15 protein-coding genes are annotated in these 26,937 nt (G+C 51.4%); 6 read left to right on the forward strand and 9 right to left on the reverse strand.

What is annotated here, in order from left to right:
* The first annotated feature begins 85 nt into the window (after positions 1 to 85).
* From GSQ81_RS13740 to GSQ81_RS13750, 3 genes are all read left to right on the forward strand, one after another.
* Positions 86 to 772: a hypothetical protein gene (locus GSQ81_RS13740; RefSeq protein ID WP_158911268.1), complete on the forward strand. Its 687-nt coding sequence runs from the start codon at positions 86 to 88 to the stop codon at positions 770 to 772.
* A 283-nt stretch (positions 773 to 1,055) separates the two neighbouring features.
* The gene (locus tag GSQ81_RS13745) at positions 1,056 to 1,619 is read left to right on the forward strand and encodes a hypothetical protein (protein WP_158911269.1); all 564 of its coding nucleotides are present in this window, start codon (positions 1,056 to 1,058) and stop codon (positions 1,617 to 1,619) included.
* A gap of 37 nt (positions 1,620 to 1,656) precedes the next feature.
* Positions 1,657 to 2,067 (forward strand): hypothetical protein, encoded by a 411-nt coding sequence (locus GSQ81_RS13750; RefSeq protein WP_158911270.1) that lies wholly within the window; start codon positions 1,657 to 1,659, stop codon positions 2,065 to 2,067.
* A 715-nt stretch (positions 2,068 to 2,782) separates the two neighbouring features.
* On the opposite strand, the gene GSQ81_RS13755 is transcribed toward GSQ81_RS13750, so the two are convergent.
* From GSQ81_RS13755 to GSQ81_RS13770, 4 genes are all read right to left on the reverse strand, one after another.
* Positions 2,783 to 4,621, reverse strand: a complete 1,839-nt coding sequence (locus GSQ81_RS13755) for a hypothetical protein (protein ID WP_158911271.1) — start codon at positions 4,619 to 4,621, stop codon at positions 2,783 to 2,785.
* Positions 4,622 to 4,709: 88 nt separating this feature from the next.
* Positions 4,710 to 6,320 (reverse strand): glycoside hydrolase family 28 protein, encoded by a 1,611-nt coding sequence (locus tag GSQ81_RS13760; protein ID WP_158911272.1) that lies wholly within the window; start codon positions 6,318 to 6,320, stop codon positions 4,710 to 4,712.
* A gap of 141 nt (positions 6,321 to 6,461) precedes the next feature.
* Entirely contained in the window at positions 6,462 to 7,451 is a 990-nt protein-coding gene (locus GSQ81_RS13765; RefSeq protein WP_158911273.1) for a hypothetical protein, read from the reverse strand.
* Between the two features lie 245 nt (positions 7,452 to 7,696).
* Complete coding sequence (locus tag GSQ81_RS13770; protein WP_158911274.1) at positions 7,697 to 8,977, reverse strand: hypothetical protein; 1,281 nt, start codon at positions 8,975 to 8,977, stop codon at positions 7,697 to 7,699.
* Positions 8,978 to 9,448: 471 nt separating this feature from the next.
* On the opposite strand from GSQ81_RS13770, the gene GSQ81_RS13775 reads away from it, so the two are divergent.
* Entirely contained in the window at positions 9,449 to 12,820 is a 3,372-nt protein-coding gene (locus GSQ81_RS13775) for a TonB-dependent receptor (protein ID WP_158911275.1), read from the forward strand.
* A gap of 554 nt (positions 12,821 to 13,374) precedes the next feature.
* Positions 13,375 to 14,001 (forward strand): DDE-type integrase/transposase/recombinase, encoded by a 627-nt coding sequence (locus GSQ81_RS13780; RefSeq protein WP_158911276.1) that lies wholly within the window; start codon positions 13,375 to 13,377, stop codon positions 13,999 to 14,001.
* Between the two features lie 410 nt (positions 14,002 to 14,411).
* On the opposite strand, the gene GSQ81_RS13785 is transcribed toward GSQ81_RS13780, so the two are convergent.
* From GSQ81_RS13785 to GSQ81_RS13800, 4 genes are all read right to left on the reverse strand, one after another.
* Positions 14,412 to 16,079 (reverse strand): alpha-L-fucosidase, encoded by a 1,668-nt coding sequence (locus tag GSQ81_RS13785; RefSeq protein ID WP_158911277.1) that lies wholly within the window; start codon positions 16,077 to 16,079, stop codon positions 14,412 to 14,414.
* A 174-nt stretch (positions 16,080 to 16,253) separates the two neighbouring features.
* Positions 16,254 to 18,776 carry a glycosyl hydrolase gene (locus GSQ81_RS13790; RefSeq protein ID WP_158911278.1) on the reverse strand — a complete coding sequence of 841 codons (2,523 nt, stop codon included), beginning with the start codon at positions 18,774 to 18,776 and terminating at the stop codon, positions 16,254 to 16,256.
* 70 nt (positions 18,777 to 18,846) lie between these two features.
* Complete coding sequence (locus GSQ81_RS13795; RefSeq protein WP_158911279.1) at positions 18,847 to 21,114, reverse strand: endo-alpha-N-acetylgalactosaminidase family protein; 2,268 nt, start codon at positions 21,112 to 21,114, stop codon at positions 18,847 to 18,849.
* A 77-nt stretch (positions 21,115 to 21,191) separates the two neighbouring features.
* Positions 21,192 to 24,620 (reverse strand): carboxypeptidase-like regulatory domain-containing protein, encoded by a 3,429-nt coding sequence (locus GSQ81_RS13800; protein ID WP_158911280.1) that lies wholly within the window; start codon positions 24,618 to 24,620, stop codon positions 21,192 to 21,194.
* Positions 24,621 to 24,933: 313 nt separating this feature from the next.
* Here GSQ81_RS13800 and GSQ81_RS13805 point away from each other — a divergent pair, with 313 nt between their 5' ends.
* A complete protein-coding gene (locus GSQ81_RS13805) occupies positions 24,934 to 25,986 on the forward strand; it encodes a LacI family DNA-binding transcriptional regulator (RefSeq protein WP_254060185.1) in 1,053 nt (350 codons plus the stop codon).
* 2 nt (positions 25,987 to 25,988) lie between these two features.
* On the opposite strand, the gene GSQ81_RS13810 is transcribed toward GSQ81_RS13805, so the two are convergent.
* Entirely contained in the window at positions 25,989 to 26,921 is a 933-nt protein-coding gene (locus tag GSQ81_RS13810) for an aldo/keto reductase (protein WP_158911282.1), read from the reverse strand.
* Positions 26,922 to 26,937 lie beyond the last annotated feature (16 nt).

Below are 26,937 nucleotides of genomic sequence, written 5' to 3' on the forward strand. Positions count from 1 at the left end.
GTCTTCGCGACATTGGCCAGGGCCATCTGGATCATTTCCATTTCCATCCGACACTATTAGTGTGGTCAGAGCTTAGGGGATTTATATGCCAAAACTTTTGATATTTATCCTGCTCTTGTTCTCCGCCCCGATATACGGAGCCAGTCTTCAGGGATTGTGGTCTGGGGGATTCAAAGTAGCAGATGTAACTGGTGGTATCGAGATACAGCTTAATAGCGCAGATTCTCACTGGAGCGGCGAAGTTCGGGCACAACCGAATGGAAGACTCACGAAGCTCCCCATTGACACCCTCAAAGTGCGTGGCCACAGCGTCTCCTTTGAGGTGCCCATCCTTGACGGCAGCCATTTGAACTTTCGCGGACATGTGCAGGATGGCCGCCTCATCGGAAGCGTCGAGTTGCTCGATGGATCGTCGGTTGTCTCAGGCGCGTGGTCCACGGTTCAATTACCTCAAATTGCACAAACCGGAATCTTGCCTGCTCCAGACGGTTCCTATGCGACTGGACGAATGAGTTTCGATTGGATTGACCCGGATCGCATAGTTATAGAGGCGCCCCTTCAGAAAGTAAAAAGGGAGTTACCGATCCATGTCTGGTATCCGTCCGAGAAATCAAGAGAATGCTCTTCCGCGCCTTACCTGCCCGACTTGGCGCTGATGACGATGCCTGTCTGGCCTCAAGCATCTTCGACTATTCCGAGGGTGAAAACCCAAACCTGTCTCGGTTCTCCTCTAAGCAAGCGAGAGAGGCGTTATCCTGTGCTGATCTTCTGACGAGGAGATGAAGTTAAGACCCTAGGGTATTCAACATTGCAGGAGGATCTTGCTTCCCATGGCTATGTTGGAATTGCGATCGAGTACCCATACAACGCTCCTATCGTCGTGTTTCCGGATGGAAGGATAATTCGTCCCCTTCCGCTTCCGCCTGCGCCCTCCACTGCGAGTCGTGAAGAAGAACGACAGCGTCAATACCAACAGACACTCGCGGATCTCGATTACTGGGCGCACGACATCGCCTTTGTCGCCTCCCAAATCAATAAGTGGATGGAGACCCAAAGTGGCCTTTTCATGGACGCTTGGATGCTGCGAGGATCGGAGCCTTCGGGCACTCACGTGGTGGGTTAGCTTCATTTCGCGCCTGCCAAATCGATCCGATGATCCATGCCTGCGTGAACATCGATGGAAAGTATCGAGTGAGGCCATATCCGATCTCATTGCCGGGCGAATCTCCAAAGCAACCGTTCATGTGGATACGGTCTCCTCAGGAGATGTTCACCGATCAGGAACTCGCCGCCTGGACTTCACCGTGATCGATCCTTACACAATGCAGAAAATCGGCTTCGAGTTATCCCCATGGTCGTCTCATGGAGAACTGACGGGTATCAAGGGCAAAACGCAAGCGCAGGTGAATGCCGAGGCTAGGGCTAACTTTGAGAAGGAAATGAAGAAACATAAAGATTACTTCAGGAAACACGGCGTCTATGCCCTGATCTATACCGATAATGATCTTGCAGATCCAGACGTGCTTTTTGAAGAACTCCGGCAGTATCTCGTGCCAACGAAAATTTCTCATCAGCTAGAAATTCACGCCCTAGATGAATTGCATCGATTCAAGCCGTAAATGCTCCCATACTTGCTGTTTTTTAGCAGAAGATCAGTTGACCTTCCGCTCTCACCGTCATGAGTATCCGAACAACGTAGCCGGGATGGTATTCGTGGATGCCTCCACTCCTCTACAGGACCACAACCGCGCTTTCAAGTCAGGATCAAAAGGACCGCCGTCATGGTTGCTCAGGGCAGCGATGATCGCAGGCATACCCCGTGTTCTCGGTATGTGTTCCCCATCGGTAAAAGGCCCCAACGCTGACTTCAGGAAGTTGCGGGCAGAAGATATCTGCCGGTTGCATTACAGCGCCATGTCTGGAGAGTTGGACAGTTTTGACGCATCCGGCGAGGAGACAATTCACTCCGGTCCTTACGGCTCGATGCCGATTCTCGTCATCTCGCATGATCCCGCGAAGGTCCTCGCGAAGCCACATACGACAACACAGGATGTCGATAAGGAATAGGCATGGACGCAGATGCAGGAAGACCTTAAAAACTTTCGACCAGAAGCCGCAGAATTATCGCGAAAAACAGCACGCATAACGTGCCGATTGATCGAGCGGACCTGATCGAGAAGGAAGTGTCGCTGTTCGTGTACGAGATTCGCGGCACCGCTCCTCAGCCCACAAGTTACGGGGATACAACCACAGAGTAACGAGTACCGCTCCGTTCCAAGGGTGGGGAACCCCTCCTCTTGCACTTGCCGCCCCTGCTGGCGTGGGCCAGGGCTGTCACTTTCAGAATTATCTGGCGCCACCTACTGATCAAAGCTACAGGGCAAGCCTGACACCGCACCTCCGATCCTAGGGGATGTGCCAAATAATTCGCACAGAAGTTCGCCACAATAATTTGAAAGGCAACACACGTCCTGAAAACGGTGGTTTTATCTATAACAACGGCGTGAATAGCAATGCTAAGCCATTTGTACTCAACGCGAGCAAATTGTTATCGTCCATAAAATTCCCTTTCTTGCAGTGACGCCAATGATGTCAAAAGGCCTGCGACAGATAATTTCTCAAGCTACACCCCAGGCACCCCATGCAACATCATTCCACCAAGCGGTCGCGCTCATGCTGGGAGCTATGCCTGAGTTCGGGCCTCCACCAAAGACAGGGGCAGGATGCTGAGTGCGAAACCACGTAGTTGACATATAGACGACTCTGAGAATCCGTAAGAAGGTTAGTGCATTGGCATACTACGCGGAACCGGCACGTCGTTAATCACTACGGTGGATGGGTCCGAGAACGCACCGTGTCCGTTGGCATTAAACGCTATAACCTTGTATTCGGTGGATCCCTTGATATCAGCCGCTTCAATGAAGCCGTTTCGCGTCAGTCCAGAGGCAATGATATGCCACGTACCACCCTGCGTGCTTTCCAGAGCATAATATTCCGCCCCTGGAACAGGTACCCATGTGATAGCAACAGCTCTTTGATCAATGCTCGCATGAAGAGCTGTAGGAGCCGGTGGAGGAGCTCCATTCGGCAATAGTCCATAGACGCAGAATTGGCCGGTACCTGTGTTCTCTGTGCCAAAGCTGGCAAGATAGACCCTCCCGTTCGCTATGGTCGGCGGCGCCATCTTAGAGTATTCAGCACAATCATCTCTCTCTGGAACCTCGCGTGAGTTCCAAAGTTCGCGATTTACATCATCCGCATCGAAGGCATGCAATATGACAGGGCGGGACTCGTGCCACGAGTCTCCACTCAGATGAATCGCGGCCCAAAGAATTCCGCCTTTTCCGCCGTTCGCCGAAAGCGACAACATTCCGCCCGGGTGCCCGTGATTCATCTCGGGACGGGTCATGAACGGCGTCTCTTCCAGCTTGTCCCCTTCAAATTTGTAGACACGCTCTCGATCCTTCTGTCCCCAGACATAGAGCAGTTTGCCGTTCTTGTCGGAGTGCCAGTAGACCAGGCTGTGAATGTGGGAGCTTGTTGCCTGGAAGTGCTGAATTGCATGCTCATCGCCAAGCTGACCCATCTTTTCGGTATCGAGCACGTAGAGCACACCCTGCTTTCCGCCACCAACCATTAGATGAGTGCCCGGAATAAGCGTCACCCCCGACGAGTCAACATCGTTGTCGTCCTTATCGAGCTGGACGTGATTGCTGGGAGTGAACCAATCCAGCATCTTCATCTCGGGGGTTACATGCATGAATGTTTCGCTGAATTGTGTCGTACCATTCCAACTTCCATTGCCCGTCGAGAAGTAAATGTCCCCTTTGCTATCTATGGCTGGAGCTTGTCCGGACTGCCAAATGCTCGCACCATCGCCGCCCGGAGACAGGTTGAGAGCGCCGATTTGGCTCAGTGTCGAGGCGTCATAGCTCAGCAGGAATCCGTGATATGGCAGTTTGTCGCAATGTGACGAGTAGCCGATATAGATATTCCCGTGATCGAGCATAAGCCCTGGTCGCTGATTCTCCATCAGAGGATCGAAATCTGGGGCTTCGATCACCTTGGGACTATTCGGAAGATCCGCGCCGGTCGAAACATCCAAAGCATGAAGGCGCTGCTCAAAATGGCCGGTAACCTTAGTAAGCGCGACAACATATAAAATGCCCTTCTTTGCGTCGATTACCGGAGTGCCAATAATTCCCATATTTCCATTGATATCGAGACAGCCGAAGTCATGATCGTGCAGGCTTGCGGGCGTTCCAAAATTTACATGCCAGAAAGCTTCCTTCGCTGTCGCATCGTTCGCGTCGAAGGCATACACGCTATTGTTCACCGTGGTGATGTAGACGACCGTATGCCAGCCGCCTCGGATAGGAACATTCGTCAGAACCAGTGGCTGTGTGTAGACCTGATCATCGACGACATGTTTAAACAGCATGCCAAAATGTTCTTTATTTACCTTGTCAGGCGTCAGGACAGTCTCACGCAGATTGGTGCCAGTACGTGCGTGGTCATTATGCTGCATCACCACATTCACTTGTGCAAACGCTGGTGCAACGCAAAAGAAAGCCATGGCCGTCGCTATAATCCTGTCCACAGTAAATTTGCTAAGAGGCATGTTCGTCTTTCTCATCGATCTATGACCAGATTCAGGAATTGAGGTAGATTTGCTACGGGAAGGCCCTCGCTGTCTTTCGCGTGCGAGCTTAAAGGACCTTTTCGTCAACTGTAGGCAGAATCGTGTCTCGGATAAACTGGCTGCCAAAGACTCGAAAATCCGTCACCTCTCTCAATGAAAAGATTGGAGAATTGGAGGGCCGCGGAACACGAAGCCGGAAGATATCCGCACCTTCTACGTTCACCAACGCGAGTGCAGGACGTGCATCCGGCTTCTCCGTGGCAATTTCTATATTGGATAATTCCAGATTCTTCACATGCCGGAAGAAGAAGCCGGTGGCAGGAAGAACCCCGAACATTGTCGGCTCCGGATATTCCTTCTCGCCCTCCGGCGGCTGAATCCGTGTCATAGTAGAGTCGGCACCACCCACTTGGTGCAGATACAGGTCGCTTATCTTAACATCTTCGATGGGATAGCCAGGAACTCCGCTCAGTATCGACGGTAGTTGGACTGCATCATAACTGGTGATGTTGCTGATAATGACCCGCCGAAGTGTTCCTATCTTCGCGTCAGAGGGGCCACGCATGCGCCGCCCCAGGCGCAAAAACATCGGCGAGTTCATCGAGCCGCGCATGGTGATTCCAGTGAAGGTGATGTCCTCGCACAACGCTCCATCGACCGTCTCCAGTGCAAAGCCGCGTGAGTGCTCGAAGACGCAATTAGAGATGGTGATATTGCGAAAGCCGCCGTTCGACTCTGTTCCGCATTTAATCCGGCCGGTTGCGTAAGGAGCGAAAGAATCAGGCAACCGCTTCCAGGTGCCGTCGAGGATCGAGCCTATTTCATAGCTCCCTGTCACAAAACAGTTGGTAATCGTAAGATTTTCGGTAGGCCGCGCATAACCAAGAGCAAAGGAACTCTTTGGACAGATACCGTCATCAATAGGAGAGTTCACTGTGCAATTGGAGATGCGTACGTTCCGGCAGCAATCGATATCTATTCCATCCCGATTAGTATCGATTTTCAGATTGTCAATGGTCAGATTATCGACGCCCGTCGCTAGCACTCCGAACCATCCTCCCTTCAAAATCGAGAAATCGCGAAGAATGACATTAAAGCAATTCTTCAATGCAATGGCCTTGTTTCCGACGCCAGGTTTGCTCGTATCTGGTAAATCCGTATCATTAGAATGGCCACGGCTGAGTCCTTTGCCCCATATAAGGCCAGGCCCCATGATTGAGAAATCGTGAATATCCTCGCCCCAGATGAGGCTGTTATGCCAGTGATTGTGCCCGTAATCCTGATAGGGCTCCCATGCATCCTGAGGCTCGGCGGCGTCGTAGCCACCGCTTGTTGTGCCCTCAAGAGAGGTCGATGCCGCCAAGATTGTCGCACCTTGGTCGAGATATAGGCAGACGAAACTCTTCAACCGCAGGGAGTAGCAGCTATATGTTCCTGCCGGAACGTAGACAGTTCCCCCTCCCGCTGCTGCGGCAGCCTCGATTGCCTTATTGATCGCTGCGCTATCGGTCGTTTTCCCGTCGCCGGTTGCACCGAAGGTGCGGACATTCCAGAATGGAAGCGTGGTTCCTTTCTGGGCAGGAGTCTTCGCTTCTGCAAAAGGTAAGATACCCGTGAAGCCTGCGACTACTGAGCCCTGAAGGGTTTTGGAAAGAAGTTTCCGACGATCTAGCAACATGATTATCCTTTGGCGGCTTACACGCCACGTACCGCTTGCATCTGTAGTTTGTTTTCTTCAAGAATTGGAGGCATACGACTTCAGTCGCTCCTTGAAGGTGCGACGGCCTATTTGCTCAATTTGCCTTGCGGAGAATCAGCGCTACCTTTCCAGGTCGCCATTCTCAGGCACACCTGGCTCATCAAGCAGTTGAGTCGATGATGCGGGGCCGAGGTCCTTCCAGTCCCGAAGCGCCCAAACGACTTTTTTCTGCCTCGTGATCTCGATCAGCTGTACTGTAGAGGGCTGCTCCGCCAAGGGAAGACTCGCGGTCCAGTTGTTGATGAGCGTGTCGCCGTTGTGAAGCCGCGACACCTCCTGCACAGTAGAGAGATGAATCCCGGGAAGATCGTCAGCCTTGACCTCCCAAACGGTGTCGCCGTGAGGATTGACTTCACGAACATAACCGAATCCATTACCGCTGATGAGGGTATTTCCGTTGTCGAGGCGTATGGCCGCCCATGCCGAGGGGGCGTCAACCGACCAAAGCTCTTTTCCTTCCGCCGAGTATTCCACCACCTTGCCAAAATCCATGTGAGGAACGAGAAAGGTTCCTGCCTTGGTCGGCCGGACGTGCCGAAACTGGCCATGGGTACTGGGGCTCTTGGTCGGTAAGTCAATCTCCAGGTCGATATGATTGTCGCTTTTACGTAGCACTAGTAGCCGCGCGGGGCTTCCATTCTGCATAATCAGGACCTTGTCCTTGCCCATGGGATATGCAGTGTGGATTTCGGTATTCGGCGGCGCGTCGTAATTCCATACGATCTTTTTGTCCGGCGTTACTTCGCTCGCTCCATACTGACGAGAAAAGACAATATTCCCATTGGACATCCGCGTGCAATCGCCTAATTCGCCGTGCTTTCTATTGGTATAGCTCCAGACCACCTTGCCTTTTCTGACCAGATACATAGTCTGGTTATCGACGCTCTGATTCTGCCATTCACCGCAATAGAGAAAAGGATGTTGGGCGAGGCCTTTGCCGGGTAAATGGACGAGAGTGGTTGACGACGGAGCTCGAGACGTTGAATCCTGCCCGATGGCAGAGAGGACACAGATGAGACAGGATGCTGCGGCGAGATAAGATTTGCGCATATGAGAGATAATCCTTCGCGGAAGTTAGACATGATTTCATCAAGATGTCCGAGGTCAAGACAAGTCCTAAACAGGTTTTTCATGTTCGTTTTCGTTCGGAGCCGCTCGAAACAAGAAGATACGAATGTCCGGTTCCGACATGAAAGCTCCTGCTCAGCAACATTCCTTTATGTTCGACGCGAGATGGGAGTGAAGTCCGGAGAAAATAGGACGTGAAAATACGTCCCAGAAAGCTGAAGAACTTTCTAGCGGTTCATTTCGTCAAGGGTACGGTGGGTTATGTATGAGATGTTGACCAAGTTGTCGCCTCGAAATTCAGCCTTAACCACAACTTCAAAGGACTTCGGAAGCTGCCCCGAGGGAAGACGAAGATGGTCAACCAACTCCTTCGCATAGGTGGGCTGAGTCAGATATTGACCGAGCGGCCAGAACAATTCGCTCTCGGCGCTCACAATCGTGAGGATATGCTGGTCTTTTTCTGGACCGAGGGTGAACCTGATGACACCATATTCAGTCGTCATGCCGCCCGAAACAGCCTGATCTTGGGTTTTGGCATAGAGTGCCTGTTCTCCCGGTCTGGGATGCACATTTTTTAAGCGGCGGTTCTTATCGAAGACAAAGTTCGCCGAGTCAGGATTGACGTTGCGGATTCCGAAATAGGCGCCCGGTTTGCCGAGGAGAATCAGGTTGCTGGCGTGCACCTCTGGATCGGTGAGATCTGCGGAGCGTATAGCCTTGGCCATTACGCCATGAGAAGCGAGCATTTGAGAGATGGAGAACAATGCATTAGCGACGCTGAAGTCTGCATATCGCCGCGCCTCATAGACCTCGGGAACATGAAAGAGCCTCTTGACATCCATGATCGGCTTCGAAGCTTCGACGTCGTGGATATTTTCAATGTTTGGGTCGCGGACGGCAATCGGACCAACCTCGACAAAAAGCCGTGTCTCGAAGGTTACCAACAGCGGGCGGGAACCCGAAAGCATGGGTGCCCATAGTGCGTGTAATTCTGGAGTCCATCTTGAGCTCCCCTCAGCATTCCTTAGAGCATTGGTCGAGGCACTATGCCGCGTAACTACGGCGACCAGGAACAATGTCACGAGAATTCCTGCGACGAATGCCAGCATTGCCCTAAGCCATACGGGGCGTGAAGTGGCCTTCGCTTCAGTTTTGACCTCTGCCTGCATAGTCTCGAAGGGAGGATGTTCTGCGATAGAAGCGATCGCTGGAACAGGTGGTGAATGGACCGAGGCCGTAACGCGATAGAACTTTGGCCGATAGCTACCCTTTGGAATTTCGATGCGGATCGGATATTCCGTAGCTTCTACGGCATAGAGCTTCTCCAGCTTTTGTCGAAGCTCGTACGTGCGACTCCGAACCGCCGAGTCTTCTAATGGAGAGAAGTCCCGGCGTCGTCCTAGAGCGGAGACCGCGATGTCGTATTCCGTGATACGGTTTGGCCCATCGGAAAACTCCACCTGGCAGAGATATTGCAGGAGGCTTCTGAGCCGATCCGATCTATTCAAGGAATCACTGTTGAGCGCAAACGCTAGAGCAGTCTGCTTTTCCTCAAAGGTAATATCTGATGCAAGTAACGGTGAAGACGACATCGTAGCCGCGAGTATATAACACGGCATATACGGCTTTCCATATGGGGCGCAGACGCAACTGCTTCGTAGTATTGCGATCCCTACTCCTCCTCGAACATGTTCCAACATTGTTTGGAACATCCCAGCACTTCCACATTGGACCTTTGAGCATAGAGAATCCATCTGCACTAGAGCCACGCACATGTCCCGTTCTATACGTTCGACTAACTGGGATTGGCGGGACTAGGCACCTTGGTCAGAAGCAGACCCTGACTAAACGAAAACAGATATATATGGAGGCTCAGAGTGATTTCAAAAAATATAAAGTTTCAACTTTTGTACTGCCTTTTAATCATAGGATTGGCGGTTCTTAACCTGCAGGCTCCGCAAGTAGTATGTGCGCAAGGGTTGACGGGTCAGATTGGCGGAACGGTCTCTGATTCTACGGGCGCAGCCGTAGTTGCAGTGACGATCTCAATCGAGAACACGGATATTCACCAACAGCGCACAACGGTCACGAATTCAACTGGAGCTTTTGTATTCACCGAGTTGCTTCCCGGACACTACAACCTCTCGATCGCAGCTAGTGGATTCGATGCATATCGGCAGGAAGGAATCCTTTTAACTGCCACCGAACGCAATGTTGTGCGCCCGATCACTCTGCAGGTGGGTTCCAGGACCGAAGCTATATCCGTTACCGGTGACGTAGCTCCGGTTGAAACCCAGAGTAGCGAACGTTCGGGAACGATTAGCAGTCGGCAGGTGACGGAATTGCCGACCATCGGCCGAAATTTCCTCTCGCTGCTGAGTTTAGTACCGGGCGTGATCCAATCGAATAGCGCAGATTCGCCTAACTCCGGCAGTCTCGACAGTGTCACAATTAATGGCAGTCGCGACCAGAGCATCAGTCTTCTCCTGGATGGGGTGCCCACGATGGATACCGGTAACCAATCCGGGACGCCCCAGGTGCCGAGCCTTGAGTCGATCGGCGAGGTCAAGATTCTTACTTCGAACTATCAGGCGGAATACGGAGGCGGCTATGGGGGGGTCATCACAGTGGTGACGAAGGCCGGTAACTCCTCTCTGCATGGAGGCGGTTATTACTTCTTCCGCAATGAAGCCTTAAACGCCAACAACTTCTTTAATAAGAGAGACGGTACTCCCCGTCCACGCTACCGGTATAACTTCCCCGGCTACTATATTGGAGGACCTGTCTACATTCCCCATTTATTTCCGAGGAAAGACAAGCTGTTCTTCTTTTTTTCCCAGGAGTTCCTTCCAGTGACGGCTCCCAATGGCCTGGTACGCGGCACTGTCCCGACCGCGCTCGAGCGTTCAGGCGACTTCTCGCAGACGGTTGACACGAACGGACAGGTCATCCCCATCATTGATCCGAAGACTGGCAAGCAGTATCCGGGTAATGTCGTCCCCTCCGGAGATATCAACGCCGCAGGTCAGGCCCTGCTCAACTACTTTCCGTTGCCAAACGCTGTCGATCCTAACCATACGTTTAATGAAGTGCTGCAGAGTACACAGTCGACCAAGTACCGGTTTGAGGTGTTGCGTCTGGACTACACCATCAACGCCGGCAATCAAGTCTGGGTTCGTGGAAACAATAGCCTCAATAACACTAGCGGGCCACAGACTTGGTCGGGTGATTCGGGCTGGCCCCATTTCAACATCACGGCGAACTCCCCAGCCGATGGCCTGGTGGGAAGCTGGATTCATACCTTTGGAAATACTATGGTCAACGAAGCGACTGCGGGCGTGAGCCATTTCAAGCAATTTCAGGCTGTGCCCGCATCTTCAGCTGCAGCCAATGATCGCACGCTGCTCGGAGTAACCATTCCGCAGTTTTATCCTAAAAACAATCCTTACAATGTGCTTCCAAACGCAACCTTCGGCAGTGTTCCAAATCCTCTGAACATCTTATATGAAAGCCGCTTCCCCTTCACTGGGTCCAACAATGATGCCGTGTACTTCGACAATCTTTCAAAAGTGATCGGCGCACACAATTTGAAAGCCGGAATTTACGTTGAGCATACTGCGCGCAACGGCACAGCGTATTCTCCGCTGAACTCCTTCAACGGCTCGATTGATTTCAGCCGAAACTCCAATAACCCATATGACACCAACTATGCGTATTCCAACGCGCTTATTGGCTCGATTAACGGATATTCCGAATCGAACAATCGGCCGGTAGCCGCGGATCGGTATACCGATGTCGAATGGTTTGCGCAGGACAATTGGCGCACGACAAAACGTCTCACCCTCGATCTGGGCGTTCGCTTCTATGAAATCGGGCCTACTAACCAAGGGAACGGTCAATCGCTTGCAGGGTTTGTACCATCGTCCTTCAACCCGGCCGATGCGCCAAAGTTGATCCGACCCGTTTTGGCTCCGGACGGAACGCGTGTTGGATTCAATCCGGCGACGGGACAGCTTGTAGCACCGGTATTGATCGGCAGTCTGGCGCCAGGTTCTGGGACTTTCTTTGAAGGTATGCAGATCTTCAAAGGCCATATCCTGAACGGCAGCGGTGTGCATATCCTTCCCAGAATAGGTTTTGCCTACGATGTCTTCGGTGACGGAAAGACCGCAATCCGCGGTGGCTTCGGCATGTTTCCTGGAAGAGTTGCCGACGATCGAGGCGGGGATTTTCTCTCTCAGCCGCCGGTCCAGCAGTTGTTGAACATCTACAATACCACCATCTCGCAACTATCACCGTCTTCGCTTATCACGAGTCCTGATTCGGTTCTCGGAATTCAGCGTAGTTTTACACCTCCAACCACCTATAACTTTAGCTTAGGAGTACAACGCGATATTGGTTTCCAAACCGTGTTCGGGGCTGCCTATGTGGGCGCTGTCTCTCGTCATCTAATGCAGCAGAACAATTTGAATGCTGTTCCTTATGGAGCGCAGTTCTCCGCCGCTGGCCAGGACCCAACCCTCCCTGGGCAATATCTCCCGCTCGACTTCCTCCGCCCTTTGAGCGGATTTGAAGATGTGCTTTACGAGACGTTTTCTGGGACGGCCAACTACAACTCATTGCAAATGACCGCCACCCGCCGGTCGGGAAATCATCTGACGTATGGCGTTGCCTACACTTACTCGAAATCCATGGACTTTACCGATGGAGATCAAAGTGGTGCTCTTAACCCCTTCATCAATCCGCGCATTCGCAACTATGGAAAAGCCGGAACCGACAGGACACATGATTTGGTCTTCAATTTTGATGGGAATCTGCCTACCTGGCATGAGAATCGTGCAGTACGATCCGTCTTAGGCAACTGGGAGTTGTCCGGCATTACGTCTCTGATCAGCGGAACACCGCAAGGCATCTCCTACACCAGCACAACGACCACGAATATCACCGGGGGGGGAGGCTCAGGCGTGGACAGCCGCGTGAACCTTGTCGGCAATCCGCATCTATCGCGTGGCGACCGTACAAATTCCCGTTCTTTCAACACCGCTTCAATTGCTGAGCCAGCGCCCGGAACCTTCGGCATTGGTGATGCGCCCAAGGATATCTTCCGGGGTCCGGGCATCGAAAACCTCGATCTGTCTCTGATGAAGAACTTCCTTCTTACTCACAGCGATCGTGTCCATCTTCAGTTTCGGCTTGAGGGGTACAACGTCTTCAATCACACGCAGTTCACCTCCGTCGATACGAATGCACGCTTCGACGGATCGGGTAACCAGGTCAACGGTGATTTCGGGGCGTATACCGCAGCAGCGAATCCGAGAAGACTTCAATTGGGGGTGAAAGCGTCCTTCTAAGAGAGCATCTTTGCAGCATATTGACTACCGTGGCTGGGAGCCTTCAGGAGGCTCCCAGTTTTTTTATTTGTATGTCGCCATGAATTAGTCGTTGGGAACGTGGGCGATGACAGTTGCCGTTGTCACGCTGCACTCAATTCCCGGAATCAGTGTCGTTTGTTTTCAACCTGTATCCAACATTTAACTACAGATTTACTGCACTGAAATCCCGGAATGTCGCACTAAAATCCCGGACGAAGTTCAGGTGAAACTTTTCCGGGATTTGAATGGCGAAATTGGGAAGCTGCGGAAGAATCGGACTGGCTCGTAGCTTTGAAGCGAGAGTCGGTGCCCAGCTCTTTGGCCGCACAGTGGAGGCCCGGTGCGCAACGCGTGGAAGAGGCCGCACTAGAGCTCGGTCTGCGGCGCAGCGTCGTCTACGATTTGCTCAAGCGCTACCGGCAGCGTTCACAAACCTCTTCCCTTCTTCCCGGCAAGCGGGGTCGCGAGCCTAAGGTGCGGTCCTCGGCCGTGATCGCGAGCAGTTGCTGAGCTCGTGCATCGAGGAACTCCATTTGAAACCGGAGCGCCCGCGGCTGTCGGCTCTTATCTTGGAGATCCGGCGCCCGTTCGCGGAGAAGCAATTGCCAGCCCCGAACTACCGCACGGTGGTACGCCGCGCCAAAACTCTCGATCTTCGGCTGGCAACAGCAAAGCGCCGTGGCAGCAGGAAGGCCAGAGAACTGCTTGATCCCCTCTCGGTCTCAACCATGCAGCCCGAACACCCGATGAATCTGCTACAGATCGATCACACGCCTGGAGATGTCATCGTGGTTGATCGACAGAAACGGCTTCCGATCGGACGTCCTTGGCTCACTCTCGCGATCGATGTCAGAACAAGAATGGTAGCGGGCTTTCATGTCTCATTGTCGTCGCCCGCGACGATTTCTCTTTCGCTTGCTCTATCCCACGCGGTGCTCCCGAAGGACTCCTGGTTGGCTGACCGGGAACTTCAAACCCTTGATTGGCCTGTTCACGGCCTGCCGCGAACGATTCATGTCGACAATGACAAGGAGTTCCACGCCGAAGCGCTGCTGCGTGGTTGTCAGGAATTTGGCATCCGGCTTGAGCACCGTCCGCCCGGTAGACCACACTTCGGAGGACATATCGAAAGACTGATTGGCACGATGATGGGAGCATGATTACTATCGAGAGGATCTCGCCCTCTGGCTTCCCATCTTGTCGCTTCTTTCGGCACGCGAAGCGGAATTAATCGAGACCACCATTGAACTCTGGCCAGCCCTTCTTAGCCTGAGCCTCAACTCGGCACTTGACCAATACGAACATGGCAAGCCACGATGCTCGCCGTTCCGCAGCCCGTTCTTTCGTCCGGGATTAACGTACATAAACGGGATCGAATTCCTGGATATAAGTGCAGTCCGACAGTTGAGCAGGCGATAAGGTGATAATCGACACAGTAAACGGAGTATCGGAACCGGCAAGGGAGACTATTCGATGAGTTGAGACACACAGGATACCTCGTTTGCGGTGTCCGCTAAGATAGTGCTAAATGCAACGTTGGCGCTCATCTGTGGTTCGCTTAGACCTTTTGTTATCTCATTGCTCCCGTACCAGATGTTGTGATTCGGAAGCTAGATGCATAGTGTGTGGGGGAGGTCGCAGGAAGATGCAGGTACAATCCGTCTGTCTTTTGCTCAAAGGTGATTTGTGAAATTGATCCAAGCAGTGATACTGATTGAATGTGAGTTCCAGCGCCGAGCGTTGCACTACCAAAAGAGTGAATAATCGCTTCTCGGTTAGTGGGCCATGCCAATTCGATGGCATAAACGACAGCGCCTTTTGAGGTGAAGCGAAAATCCGCCGGTGTGTAACCTTTCGTCTCAGTATCGTGAAATGAACCTGCGGCAACCTTCGTTGGACCTTCTCCATAGACTTTCCATGGGCGCGTTCCGTAGATTGCCTCGCCATTGATCTTCAGCCACCCACCAACCGAGAGTAGTACCTGTTGTACTTCGAGCGGAATCGTACCATCCGAACGCGGTCCTATATTCATCAGTAGATTTCCGTTCTTGCTCACGATATCGGCAAGTTGATCAATGATAAATTCCGGTGACTTAAACGTATCGTGCTCAATATAGCCCCATGAGCGATTGCTGATCGATGAATCGGTCTGCCAATGACGGCTTTGGATATCCTCCAATTGGCCACGCTCAATATCGAGGCTGCCGGAGCCCTCATCCATAGCGTGAAATTTGTAGTTGATCACCCCGACGGAGCCGCGCTTGCTTGATTCATTGTAATAATAGGCCGCAAAACGCGCCAAATAGGGACGTACTGAAGGCTGACCGATCCACCAGTCGAACCATATGAGGTCGGGATGATATTTGTCGACGATCTCCGCCGAACGAGCAAGCCAGTCATTCAGATATGCAGGGCTGGCATAGGTAAAGTCCTGAAGCATATCGTCGTTATCTCTGTTCAAGCGAGTATGGGCGGGGCCGTAAAATGCTGCGTATTTGGAATCGTTGACATCTGACACTATCTTGCGTCCGCCATCTAAAAACCAGTCGTGTTCGATGCGGTGTGACGATGCACCAAGGTGCATACCTTCGGCCCGGATGGCCTTGGCTAAATCGCCATCCAGATCTCGATGTGGCCCCATTTTTACAGCCGTCCAATCCGACAGGCTGCTGTCGTACATAGCGAAGCCGTCATGGTGCTCAAAGACAGGAACAACATATTTGGCGCCAGCTTCGTGAAACAAATGTGCCCACGCCGCTGGATCAAAATGCTCGGCTTTGAACATCGGAATGAAGTCCTTGTAGCCGAACTTGTCTAGCGGCCCATAAGTCTCCACCTGATGCTTATTCTCGACTGAACCATTTATATACATCTGGCGCGGATACCACTCACTTCCAAAAGCAGGAACCGAATAGACGCCCCAATGAATAAATATCCCAAATTTGGCATCCTTATACCACTCCGGCAACGGCACTCTGGAGAGCGTCGCCCAATCCTCGGTGTAGGGAAGGTCTGGGCTTCGCCGATTTACTTTTTCAAGGATCGTCGCACGCTCAGCGTCATATTTGCTGCTGGCCTTCTGCCATTGCTGATCAGTTGTTGCGGCTGGAAGATCACTACTAGGTGCATTCACCGACTGAGCGCTGGCCGAAGTATGCGTAAGAACAAGCAATGCACACAGCGTTATGAGCAATACGTCATAATTGACGCGAAGTGCAGTGGAACTTAATCCGGACATAATATCCAATCTCAGGTATGGGTATCGTTCTTCTTCATGGTGATATTGCTTTAGCCAACTTATCTGATGGTCAGCTCTAGATACTGCAGCCTTACATCTAAGCTAGATCGGGATGTTCTATCGCTTTCTGGTGATGCTCTAATCGGTTATTTTTATTGACAGTTCGTAGGTTTTTTAAGTTTGGAGCATGAGTTTCACTGGACCGAGAAGACCTGAGGGCGCAAGAAGCGCGTCTTTCCTATGGAAGTAATTCCATGTCGTGAAGGTGTAGCGCTCCTTGGAGGGACGAGTCTCGTTCTTGAGAAACCAGTGAGGCAACTCTTTCATGAAGTAGCCTCCCTTGAGGACGGGATCGCCCATCTCCCAGATGATATCCGGGGGCTCCTGCTCATCCCCGATGAGACGATTCGCCCAACCATTGGTGACCGCAATCTCGATCTTGTTTTCGCCTGGAATCGCAACAGAGGAAATGTCGATACGCCAAGGCGATGTCCAGATAACCCCGAGTTTTTTGCCATTGATTGTTACGGTAGCTATATCCTTGACCGACCCTAGATCGAGCCATAACTTTCTACTTCTGTCGACATGACGAAGATTGAAAGTTTTAGCATAGATGGCTGTGCCGGAGTAGAATCTAATCCCTTTCTCGGCATGCATAGACCAATCGGCAAGTGAAGCAAACTCAATAGAGGCAGGCCCCCCCCATGTAGGATCGAACTGAACGTTCCAGCTACCGGTGAGTTCAGTTACCAGAGAAAGAGCTGGTGAGTTACGAACAGCCTTCACATCACTGTGGGGTTTGCGGAAAATAATAAAAAAACTCTGTGCCGGGGCAAAATCGAGATTAAACCTGGTGAAGCCGCTCGACTGGATAGTCTGGATATCGCGCATGGTACCCCACACGGCGTCCCAAAGCTCAGGCTGAAGACCTGTGACAGGAAAAGTTAGCTGAGCGCTGCCGCCAGAGTTGCCGATGTTAGCCACAAAATAGATATGTTCCTTGCCGCGAAGACGATGGATGCTTTTCAGATCGAGGCTTCCTTGCTGCAAGGTAAAACTGGCGCTGGTCTGAGTTGAAGCAGGGATAAAGCTGCCGGTCTGGAGCAGCGTCTGGCACCGCCAGAGATAGGTAAACCACGCTTTACCCGGTTCCCACCATGTCTGATAGCGCCCCAGGTGGATACCCCACTGCCCCATGGCGTTGCCCGGTTTGTACTTCGGCCCCCACGGTTGCTGGACAAAATGGTGAACATTAAAGCGGTTGACGCCATCACAGAAGGCGGCATCGCCAATGGGTTTGAGCCAAGCAGGATTCGCCTGCCACGATGCTAGTTCTGGAGCGGTCGTAAATGCTTCGGCTCCTACAATGCGTTGACCAAGCGCATGAGCGGTGTCGTTTACCGACCGGTTTGCAACGGGCGAATACTTGTTGTTGTGAGTCCAGAATTCCATATTTGCATGGTCGAGATACTTCACAACCTCAGTGGTGTCCCACGGACCTTCATAGGGCTCTGCTACAAATTCCAGTCCATACTCATGAGCGATAGAACGCGGAGTCTTCCAATAACAGTCACGGTACAGATCCATTACGGTACGTTTGAAGTCCTGTTTGAAGCGTGCAGTTTCGGGTTCGCTGACCAGGGTACGGCCCGCCATTACAGGGAGAAAAGTCAAAAGATCGTATCCACGACGAGCCTTGAATTCTTCTCGCATCTTTGGAGTCCAAGTGGGATTGCCTGCCTCGTAGCTATCAAAATAGAAGGTGCTGAGGCCAGGGTTGCCGATTAGATCGCCCACGTGTCTCTTTATGTCATCAAGAACATGTTTACAGTGGAACGTGACTGCTTCAACGCTCATCTTGTCGCATTCCAACCCCATGGCTCCCCACTGAGCTGGTTGGATCATGGCGCCCGTCGTAGTATGGCCAAAGCGATAGATGGACCAGTTGCCGGCGGGGGCGTCCCATGTAAGCTCGCCGGCGGAACTCATGCTTTCAGTCAGATCAATAATCTTGTCTCTTGTAGGCGTACCTTCGGAAGGAATAGCAACCACTGCGATGTCGCGGTAATAGTTGCGGCGCGCCTCAACAACCGGAATTCCATCTTTACCGAGTGAGGGAATATAAACTGTGGGAAACTGCGCATGCGGGTGGGGATCTACCACTGCACGAGGTAGGGTCTTCGTGATATGCTTACCACCTTCGACACGATGCTCAGACCAGACGACCTCCTGCATGGACATATCGGGCGTAACCCATGGACCTCCACTGCTCTCGTAGCCTGCGCAGTTGTGAAGAATGAGTTCAAGCCCAAGGCGGCGGCATTCGGTAGCCGCATGACGCACCATCATCCACCAAGGTTCGGTAAAAGTTATGATCTCGGGTGTAGGGCTTTTAAGGATCACGCCTGCCCAAGGAGTAAGGGTATCGGCAAGACTGAAGATAGTTGCGCCCCCTATACCAGCCTCTTTCATAGCCTCTAAATCTCGGGTGATGCCCTCTTTACTAATGTTGCTGCCCATCCACATCCAGAGAACATAAGGGCGAGCTGAATCGGGGGGTGATACAAATGCCTCGGCAAGATCAGTGACTATGGGATCTGGCATGGCACCTAGCACCTTGCCAACAGCAATTTGCGAGCGAAACAGTAGCGGTGAACTGGCCAAGAATGCAAGTACGTCTCTGCGCGTTGTCGTCATTATTTTTAGCCCTCGCACCGCAGCTTTGGTCCGCGGCAAATATTCCTGTCCATATTTCTATTCTTTGAACTTAGCTACTGATTGGCGAGGTTATGCCGTGTTCGGGAGGAATTGCACGCTCGCTTGCGTAGACGATAACAGGCTGCTTTGCCTCCGCATCCACCACAATCATTCCATTTGCTAATCGAATCTTGAACGTGGAGCGGCCCTGTAAGCTCAAAGTTCGCGCGGTTATTTCGGTTGGATTCCAAGCAGAAGGGATTGGGTAGCGCAGTTGACGTGCACTGCGCGTATAAAAGGCGATACGATTTTCGTCGATAGGGCAGAAGGTAGCATCATTCTTTGCAATCTCCATCCCTTTCCACTCTGCCGAATAAGCCTGACTGGTAATGTCCATAGTTATTTGCGAGCCCTGCTCCAGCAGTAAGCGACGTGACGAGTCCGTACTCTCATAAGCCTCCACAGATAACAAATGCAGCTTGCTGAAAGGAAGCGCAATAAGATAATAAAAGTCCGTCATCTTCGTACGGTCAGTATCTGCCTGGAACCACAGAGCGGATCGCGTATTCCAAAAGATCTCACGTTGAGGATGGATCGCCCCTCCTCCCGTGCCCCATATAGCCGCACCCCGATAGATCATCGATAGCATTGGCACCGCCTCGCCACCAAATGGACAATTGCTTATCCCCGGACCATCCATCGATACAGACAACTTTCCGATGAAGGGGTATCGCAATTGCTCTGAGGTCACGGCAACCCCACGTTCGCGAAACTGTTCCAAGATTTTATACTTGCCGTCTACGAGATTTTTATATCCGCTTGCAGGTTTTTGAGGATCCCAGTCATTACGAACCGCAAACCAGGACATTGCATCGATCAGAATTGCATCGCTGATCTTAAAGTGATCGTTGGTAAAGGCAATCCGCTTACTCCCCCACCCACCTTCCATGTATTTGGCCATGCCAACGACGTAAGAATCTTCTCCATCCCAGGCTCTACTCTTCCATATCTTGCCATCAGGCCTGCGAGCGATGAATGCATCATCGAACAGAGGACTACTCTTGTATGCATCGTCATAATTAACGTTTAGCGTCACGTTGGCATTAAAGCGTTTCCCTGTACGAATCAGCGCCTGAAGCTCTGCATCCGTTCCCAGGCTGGCGTTAATCTTGTCCTCTGACGGAAAGCCAGTGTCTTGTCCATCGTAGGCGAACCCGCTAATGAAGGCGATTTGTGGAGCATTGTCGGTCAACAGGGCTATGTCACGCACTAACGTTTCGCTCTGCGCGAATGTCGTTCTCGGCTGAGTATCGATCTTCCTTTTTCCCGCAACTATGTAGAGAAACTTATCGGAAAAATATTGTGTCGGCGCGCTTGGCATGCGAGCCCGCATAATTTTCGCCCCCGTCAACCATGGCTGCGGCTGTTCTTTACATGAGAAGAAATCGAAGCGCGTTTTCGGCGTCTGTCCAACAATCAAATTTAGCGTTTTACTGTTTCCGCAAATAGGTGGCCCACCGTCATTCATGTTGTAGCAGCGACCGCCATGTACGCGGTGGGTCATGACACAACCTAATGTGGCGTGCCGATGGCCTGTAGTTCCCTTTATTTCAGTTTCGGTACCATCATGAAAGGCACATACCTCCATTAGGCACCCAATGCCGGATCTTCCCACCATACCGACCGGCAATTCAGTGCTAATCCGACCAAAGTACTCGTTATCAGGAAAACGAAAAGCCTTTGCATCTTCTAGCTTTACGAATGAACCGCCTCCCCGGCCTTCCGCCATCCATGCAGGGCCATCCTCTTCGCGGACACACATTAACTGAGGTAGTGCCAGTTCGATCAGTTCGAAACCCGTTTGTTCTTTCACCGACTCCATCGTTACAACGAGAGACGCTCCAGCAATGGCACAGTGCAAGGAAAATGTTGACACTGTCTTACCGCCGAAATCCACCCTAAACTCGCAAACTAGAGCGTAATTATCCTCCTTCATCGAAATTAATTGAGCCGGTACAGTCCGGTACTCACGAGGGTCTAGCCGACATACAATGGCCCGCGCGGGCTGTCCTTCATCCTCTCCCCAAAGCCGTTGTCCATTGAACTCGTACGAGTAAGGGAGTCCATCTTTCGAGTCGAACATCACTTTAAGTTCTGGAGTGCTCAACGTAACGAACTTAGCAGGGGCCTGCCTCTTGCGCTTCTGCTCTGCCTGAGCAGTTGCTTCAAAAGTACATGTGGTTACGGAAGCTATGCCCCAAATAGGCTGTACCGCCCTAGAGACCGCGCTGCTTCCAGCCAGTCGTGCGGCATCCTTGATCAAATTCCTGCGATTCATAATTATGTAAACCCTCTTCTACAAAAGATGGGGGCAAGGTGTCTTGCCCCCATTGGGCTGCCCGAATACGCCTAGGATTAGAAGCTTAGCTTGAGCGCGAATTGAAGTTGGCGCGGAAGGCCGGCAATGCTATTGATCACTCCAAAGTTCGTATCACTAAAGTTTCCGTCGGGAAGCCCGGGATTGATAATATTGAAGACATTGAATGCCTCCGCGCGAAACTCTACGTTTCCAGACTCGGCAAACGGAAAGTTCTTGAAAAGAGACACATCCGCATTCTTATAAGGCTGACCCCGCATACTGCCTTTTCTGACATTACCGAAGGTGTAGGACGCCGGAGCCGCGAAAGCGGATTTATTGAACGCTAGTTTGTACGTAGGGTGGCTTAGATTTGGATCGCCCACCTGATCCGGTCGTTCATTTCCACCTGTTCCTACATTAGCAATATCACCATTAACGCCTAGAGAGTAGCTTTGACCACTCCTAAACTGGGTAAGCGTATTCACTTGCCAATCACCCAATACATAAGAGATGACGCCTGACTTCAGAAATGGTTTTCCTTTGCCAAACGGTAACTCGTAGAGGGCAGATATGGAGAGGAACTGAGGAATGTTATATCCCGACGGTCCATAGTTCGATCCGGGATCATAGTAATTCTCCATAGAGGTTCCTGGCCCATCTTCGGCGTTGAAGAGCCCAGAGCCGGTATCAAGTGATTTGGAAAAGGTATATGAGACCAGTGCTTGTAGTCCATTGGCAAGTCGCTGCTCCAGCTTGGCCTGGAACGAGTTGTAGTTTCCTGTTCCTCGCGAGCTGTCATAGTGGAAATTGGTCATATATGGAAATGGTCTGCGCGCGTTGACCTGCGCCGCAGTTCCAGGGCCAGGCGTCACCGCGGAATTCGCACCTCCGGAGTTGTAATCGAGATGTCGTGACACACTGCCTACATAGCCAGCTGACAAAAGTGTTTTCTTGGAGAAGGAGTGTTCGACCAACAAATTGAACTGCTCCGAGTAAGGGGGACGAAATTTGGGACTGTAATAGTAATTGCTGTCGTTGAAAGGACCGCCGGTTGTAAGTGGGGTCCCGACTGAGGCCTGCGCCGCCGTAACTGTGACAAGAGGCGTACCTAAAACGTTGTATGTTTGGGAGACCGACCCCTTGGCTGGCCATTCCCCAACCGTATTAGACAGTAGTTGGCTGATTCCATTTAGAGTGTCGTACACAATTCCAAAACCTCCGTGAACGACGGTAGAAGGCTGAATCATGTATGCAAATCCAACCCGCGGACCGAACTGCAGGTTCAAAGAGGCTGGCGCTCTTGATGCTACGGGCGAGACAATGATATGGCTACCGGCGATCGAACCGTCTTGGCCAACGATTGCCGCCAGATTCACAGCCGCATCGGTACTTGCTCCCGGAATGCAGGGAGCAACCGGTTTCGCAAGACACGAGGGAGGCAGAACACCGCCGCCTATCTCCCAGTTACCGGTATCAAAATTGAACCCATTATTCATTCCGGCAGTAAAGCTGGGCTGGTTCTGTCTGTCATAACGCAACCCAAAGTTCATTGTTAATTTGGGGGTTACTTTCCAAGAGTCGCCTGCATAGATAGCGTACGCAGGGATCCCATATTTAATAGTGTTTTGGCCCTGATAGTTAGCCGAGCTAGGATAAGCAAGCAATGCGGAAGCCACTGCATTACCCGTCGTAGACAAATTCGCTGGATCTGCTGTCTGAGCGGTGTCGAAGTTCAGATTCTGGCCTGTACCATGCTGGGACCGATATTGCTCAATCACAGTTGACCCAAAGCTAAGGCTATGTCTACCTAATTGCCAGTTGAGGACACCGCCAACCGACCATGATGAATTGCGCCGCAACGCCGTGCTGTTCAGCCCGGATCCACCGTAAGCTGCAAGGTTGACCGCCACGGGACCGTATTGATCGATGCCTTGAAAGCCCAATTGAGTGAGTGCAGCGAGGCCCACCGTTGAGAGGTTGACGAAGGTGAAAGCTCGGCTTGCTCGGCCACCGTTAATGTTCAATACCATCTTGGGAGAAAAAACATGCGTGATACCGGCTCCAATATTGAGCCCTCCAAAATCTGTCGTATTACTTAGTTTGTGCGTTGAAGGCTGGTTGAGAAAACTAAACATGTTGCTCCAGCGGAAGAAAACGGTGTCCTTCTCGGTCACGACCTGATCGAGTCTGCCTTGGTAGTTGTTATCATTATTAGTTGACGGGGCATTCAAAATCTCATTGAAATTTGGATTCCCCGTAAGGTTGGGTCGATCGAAGTATGTTTGTATGTATCCCTGCATCTGCGCGTTGATCCGGCCAGAAGGAATCATACTGTTTGCAAACTGTTGCCGAGTATAAGTCTGATTCGCTGAACTGAACGTGGTCGTTGTAGGATCGAAAATCTGTGTGTTGCTGTGAGAAACAGTGAAGTTTCCACTGATCTCAGCATCTGTCGGCACATTGTAGAGGCTGGCCGTTGGATTACTAAAGCGCCATCCCTCATAGCCGAAGAAGAAGAAAGTCTTGTCCCTGCCGTTATAAAGCTTCGGAATACGAACCGGACCACCAATTGTTCCACCAAATTCGTTTTGATGAAATGCGCCGACTTTTTTCGCGCTTCCATCCGAGTTAACGTCAGTAAAAGGGTTACGTGCATTGAATGCATTGTTACGGATAAATTCCCAGGCACTACCGTGAAACTGGTTGGTGCCAGACTTGGTGATTAGGTTCACCACACCACCCAGAACCGATCCAAACGCAGGATCGTCGTTATGAGACTGGACTTTGAATTCGCTAATTCCGTCGATGATGGGCAAAACAGTGTAGGTAGTAGTTCGAAAGTCAGTGTTGACAACACCGTCCAGAAGATAGAGTGTCTCCCTATTTTGCTGTCCATTGATGGCCGGGTTCGAGAACGAACTACCAGGGATTGCAACTGTTGAGCCGTCGTCCGTACCGATGTTAGCGCCCTGACTTGTGCTCACTGGAGTTGCACCGGGCACGAGGGTCAGCAGTTGGGTGAAGTTCCGGCCATTGAGCGGCAGATCTTTGACTGCTTGCTCTCCGATCACAGTACCCAGAGTTGAACTTGTAGCGTTCAACAATTCCCCTTGTCCCTGAACTTCGACCGTTATCGAAGCGGTTCCGACTGGCAACTTTGGATTAATGGTGATGCTCTGATTGACGTCGAGTTTGATGGAACCCGTAGTCATCGACTGAAACCCCTCTTTAGAGATCGTCACCTGATAGTTTCCCGTCGGCAACAATGTCAAAAGATATTCACCGTGCGAACCACTCTGTGCTGATCGAGTAGCTTGGGTATCAGTGTTTATGGCTTTGATATTCGCGTCGGAAACCGCTGCCCCTGTTGAATCTTGAACAGTCCCGGTAATTTGACCGGTGGTCGTCTGCGCAGGTAACGAATAGCTCGACAGTACAAATAAAGAAACAGCTACGACTGAAAACCCCTTACATCTTTTTCTCATTTGAAGCCTCCGGGAAAACATTTACTGAAATTCCAGTAACGTCAAAAAGCGCATGGACATTGTGGAGGAGAAGATAGGGGGAGGGAGATACCGTTGTCAAGATCTTATTCGATAACTGTAACGTACAACATCGCCAAAATAGCATGTATATAACTCATTATCAATAAGTTAGCAGGGTGGCCCACATATTTTTATACATGATAAGCAATTATCATTTGTGATGCTAACGTGCCAGTACGATGCTGATCCCTGGGCAGGATTCAATGTCCTTTCACCTTAGGCACCTTGTATATTCCAATGTATGACTGTTCGGATGAAAGATATAGCTAAGGATCTTGGTCTTTCCGTCGTTACCGTCTCTAAAGTTTTGAGAGATCATCCCGATATTTCGGCCAAAACACGAGCACGAGTTCTTCAGCATGTTAAAGATCGGGACTACCAAACCAACGTACTGGCGCGCAGTCTCGTCACAGGCCGCAGTTATTTGATTGGCCTCGTTGTTCCCGATCTGATCCATCCTTTTTTTGCAGAGATCGCCAAAGCTCTTTCTCTCGTAATTCGTCCTCGGGGATATTCGCTTATCATCTCGTCTTCGGAAGAGGAGCCTGAACTGGAGACCCAAGAGGTGCGACAGCTGTTGGCGCGCCAGCTCGATGCCCTCATCATTGCCTCAACAGCAAGCTCTGGAGAGCAATTCGAACGCTTAGGAAAAGATGGCCTTCCTTACGTTCTGATAGATCGTAACTTTCCTGGACATCCAGCAAATTTCGTTGGTATTGACGATGTTGCTGCAGGCCGTATAGCTACCGAACACTTAATTAATCTGGGCTGCCGACATGTGGCTCATATAGGCGGAAGAAGAAACAGCACCGGAGTAAGCAGACTGGAAGGCTATAAACAGGCTCTCCAGCTTAATCATAAGTTGTATTCAAGCAAGTACGTAGTAAGTCGGCCAAATGTAGACACGGATAGCAAGCAACACGGCGCCGAGGCAATGCGATCCTTATTGCAGTGCAATCCGAGACCAGACGGGGTCTTCTGTTATAATGACCCGCTTGCAATCGGAGCTATGGATGCAATTCTCGAAGCTGGCTTACGAATACCGGAAGACATCGCTATCGTTGGTTGCGGAAATTTGCACTACGACAGTTCTCTTCGCGTCCCCTTATCCAGCATCGATCAACACAGCCACTTGATCGGACGGCGCGCCGGAGAGATTGTTCTCGATCTTATCGAATCAAAAGTACAGCAGCCATCGCGAAGCCTCGTGCTCGATCCAGTGCTCGTCATTCGCTCCTCTTCACGAATGCAGGCACATAAGACAACACCGACTTCGCCCGTCAAAAAGAAATCGCAGCAAACATAGTTTCAGTCCCAGTGCTCAGGCAGGCCTGATGGCCAGGTGCTTGCAAACCCCTCGCCAATTGCCTTTTTTACTTCACTTACGAGGGAGAGGTCAAGCGCGTTCTCAGCTGAGAGTACATTGGTTTTTACTTCTTCAGCCGTTGCCATTCCAATTAAGGTACTTGCGACGGAGGGATGTGCTAACGAGAACTGCAGGGCAAGCGTTGATATATCAATGCCATGCTTTACTGCCACCTCTGTAGCGCGCTTAGCTGCTTCTTTTATTTCATTCGAGGCAAGGTGCCATTCTGGAGCGCCCCGGTTCGTCAGAATTCCCATCAAAAGAGGTGAGGCATTGATCAAACCGATGTTCTGCTCACACGTGAATGGAGTCAGAACGTCATCCATGTCGGTATTCATCAAATTGTACCGGCAGTATGAGAGCACCGTGTCAACTTCTACCTCCCTCGCGATCCGCGTCAGAAGCTTCACAGGATATCCTGTAATGCCAATGAATCGTGTCTTACCTTCCATTTGCAATTCGCGCATGGCTGGGATCGTTTCCTGGATCACCTGCTCAGTGGAGGCAAACTCAACATCGTGTACTTGCAGCAAATCGACATGATCGGTCTTTAACCGCGCGAGCGACGCCTCGAATCCGCTCCTAATACCCTTAGCGGAAAAGTCAAATTTACTCAATCCATAGCGCCCGCACTTGGTAGCAAGAATGACTTGATTACGTCGGTTGGCAAAAGCGGTTCCCAGACGCTGCTCTGCCAGGGTCAGGCCATAGTAGGGTGATACGTCGAAAAAATTGATCCCGAGATCGATAGCCGTGGCGACCGCGCGCTCATCGTCTGCCAAACTCGTATTGCCAAAGACATTTCCTAGGGGCGATGCTCCAAAACCAAGAGTTGAGACTTCGAGCGACGTTCTACCAAGCCTATGGTATTTCATAATGAAGCGCACCTTT

The organism is Granulicella sp. L56, assembly GCF_009765835.1.
Lineage (GTDB): Bacteria > Acidobacteriota > Terriglobia > Terriglobales > Acidobacteriaceae > Edaphobacter.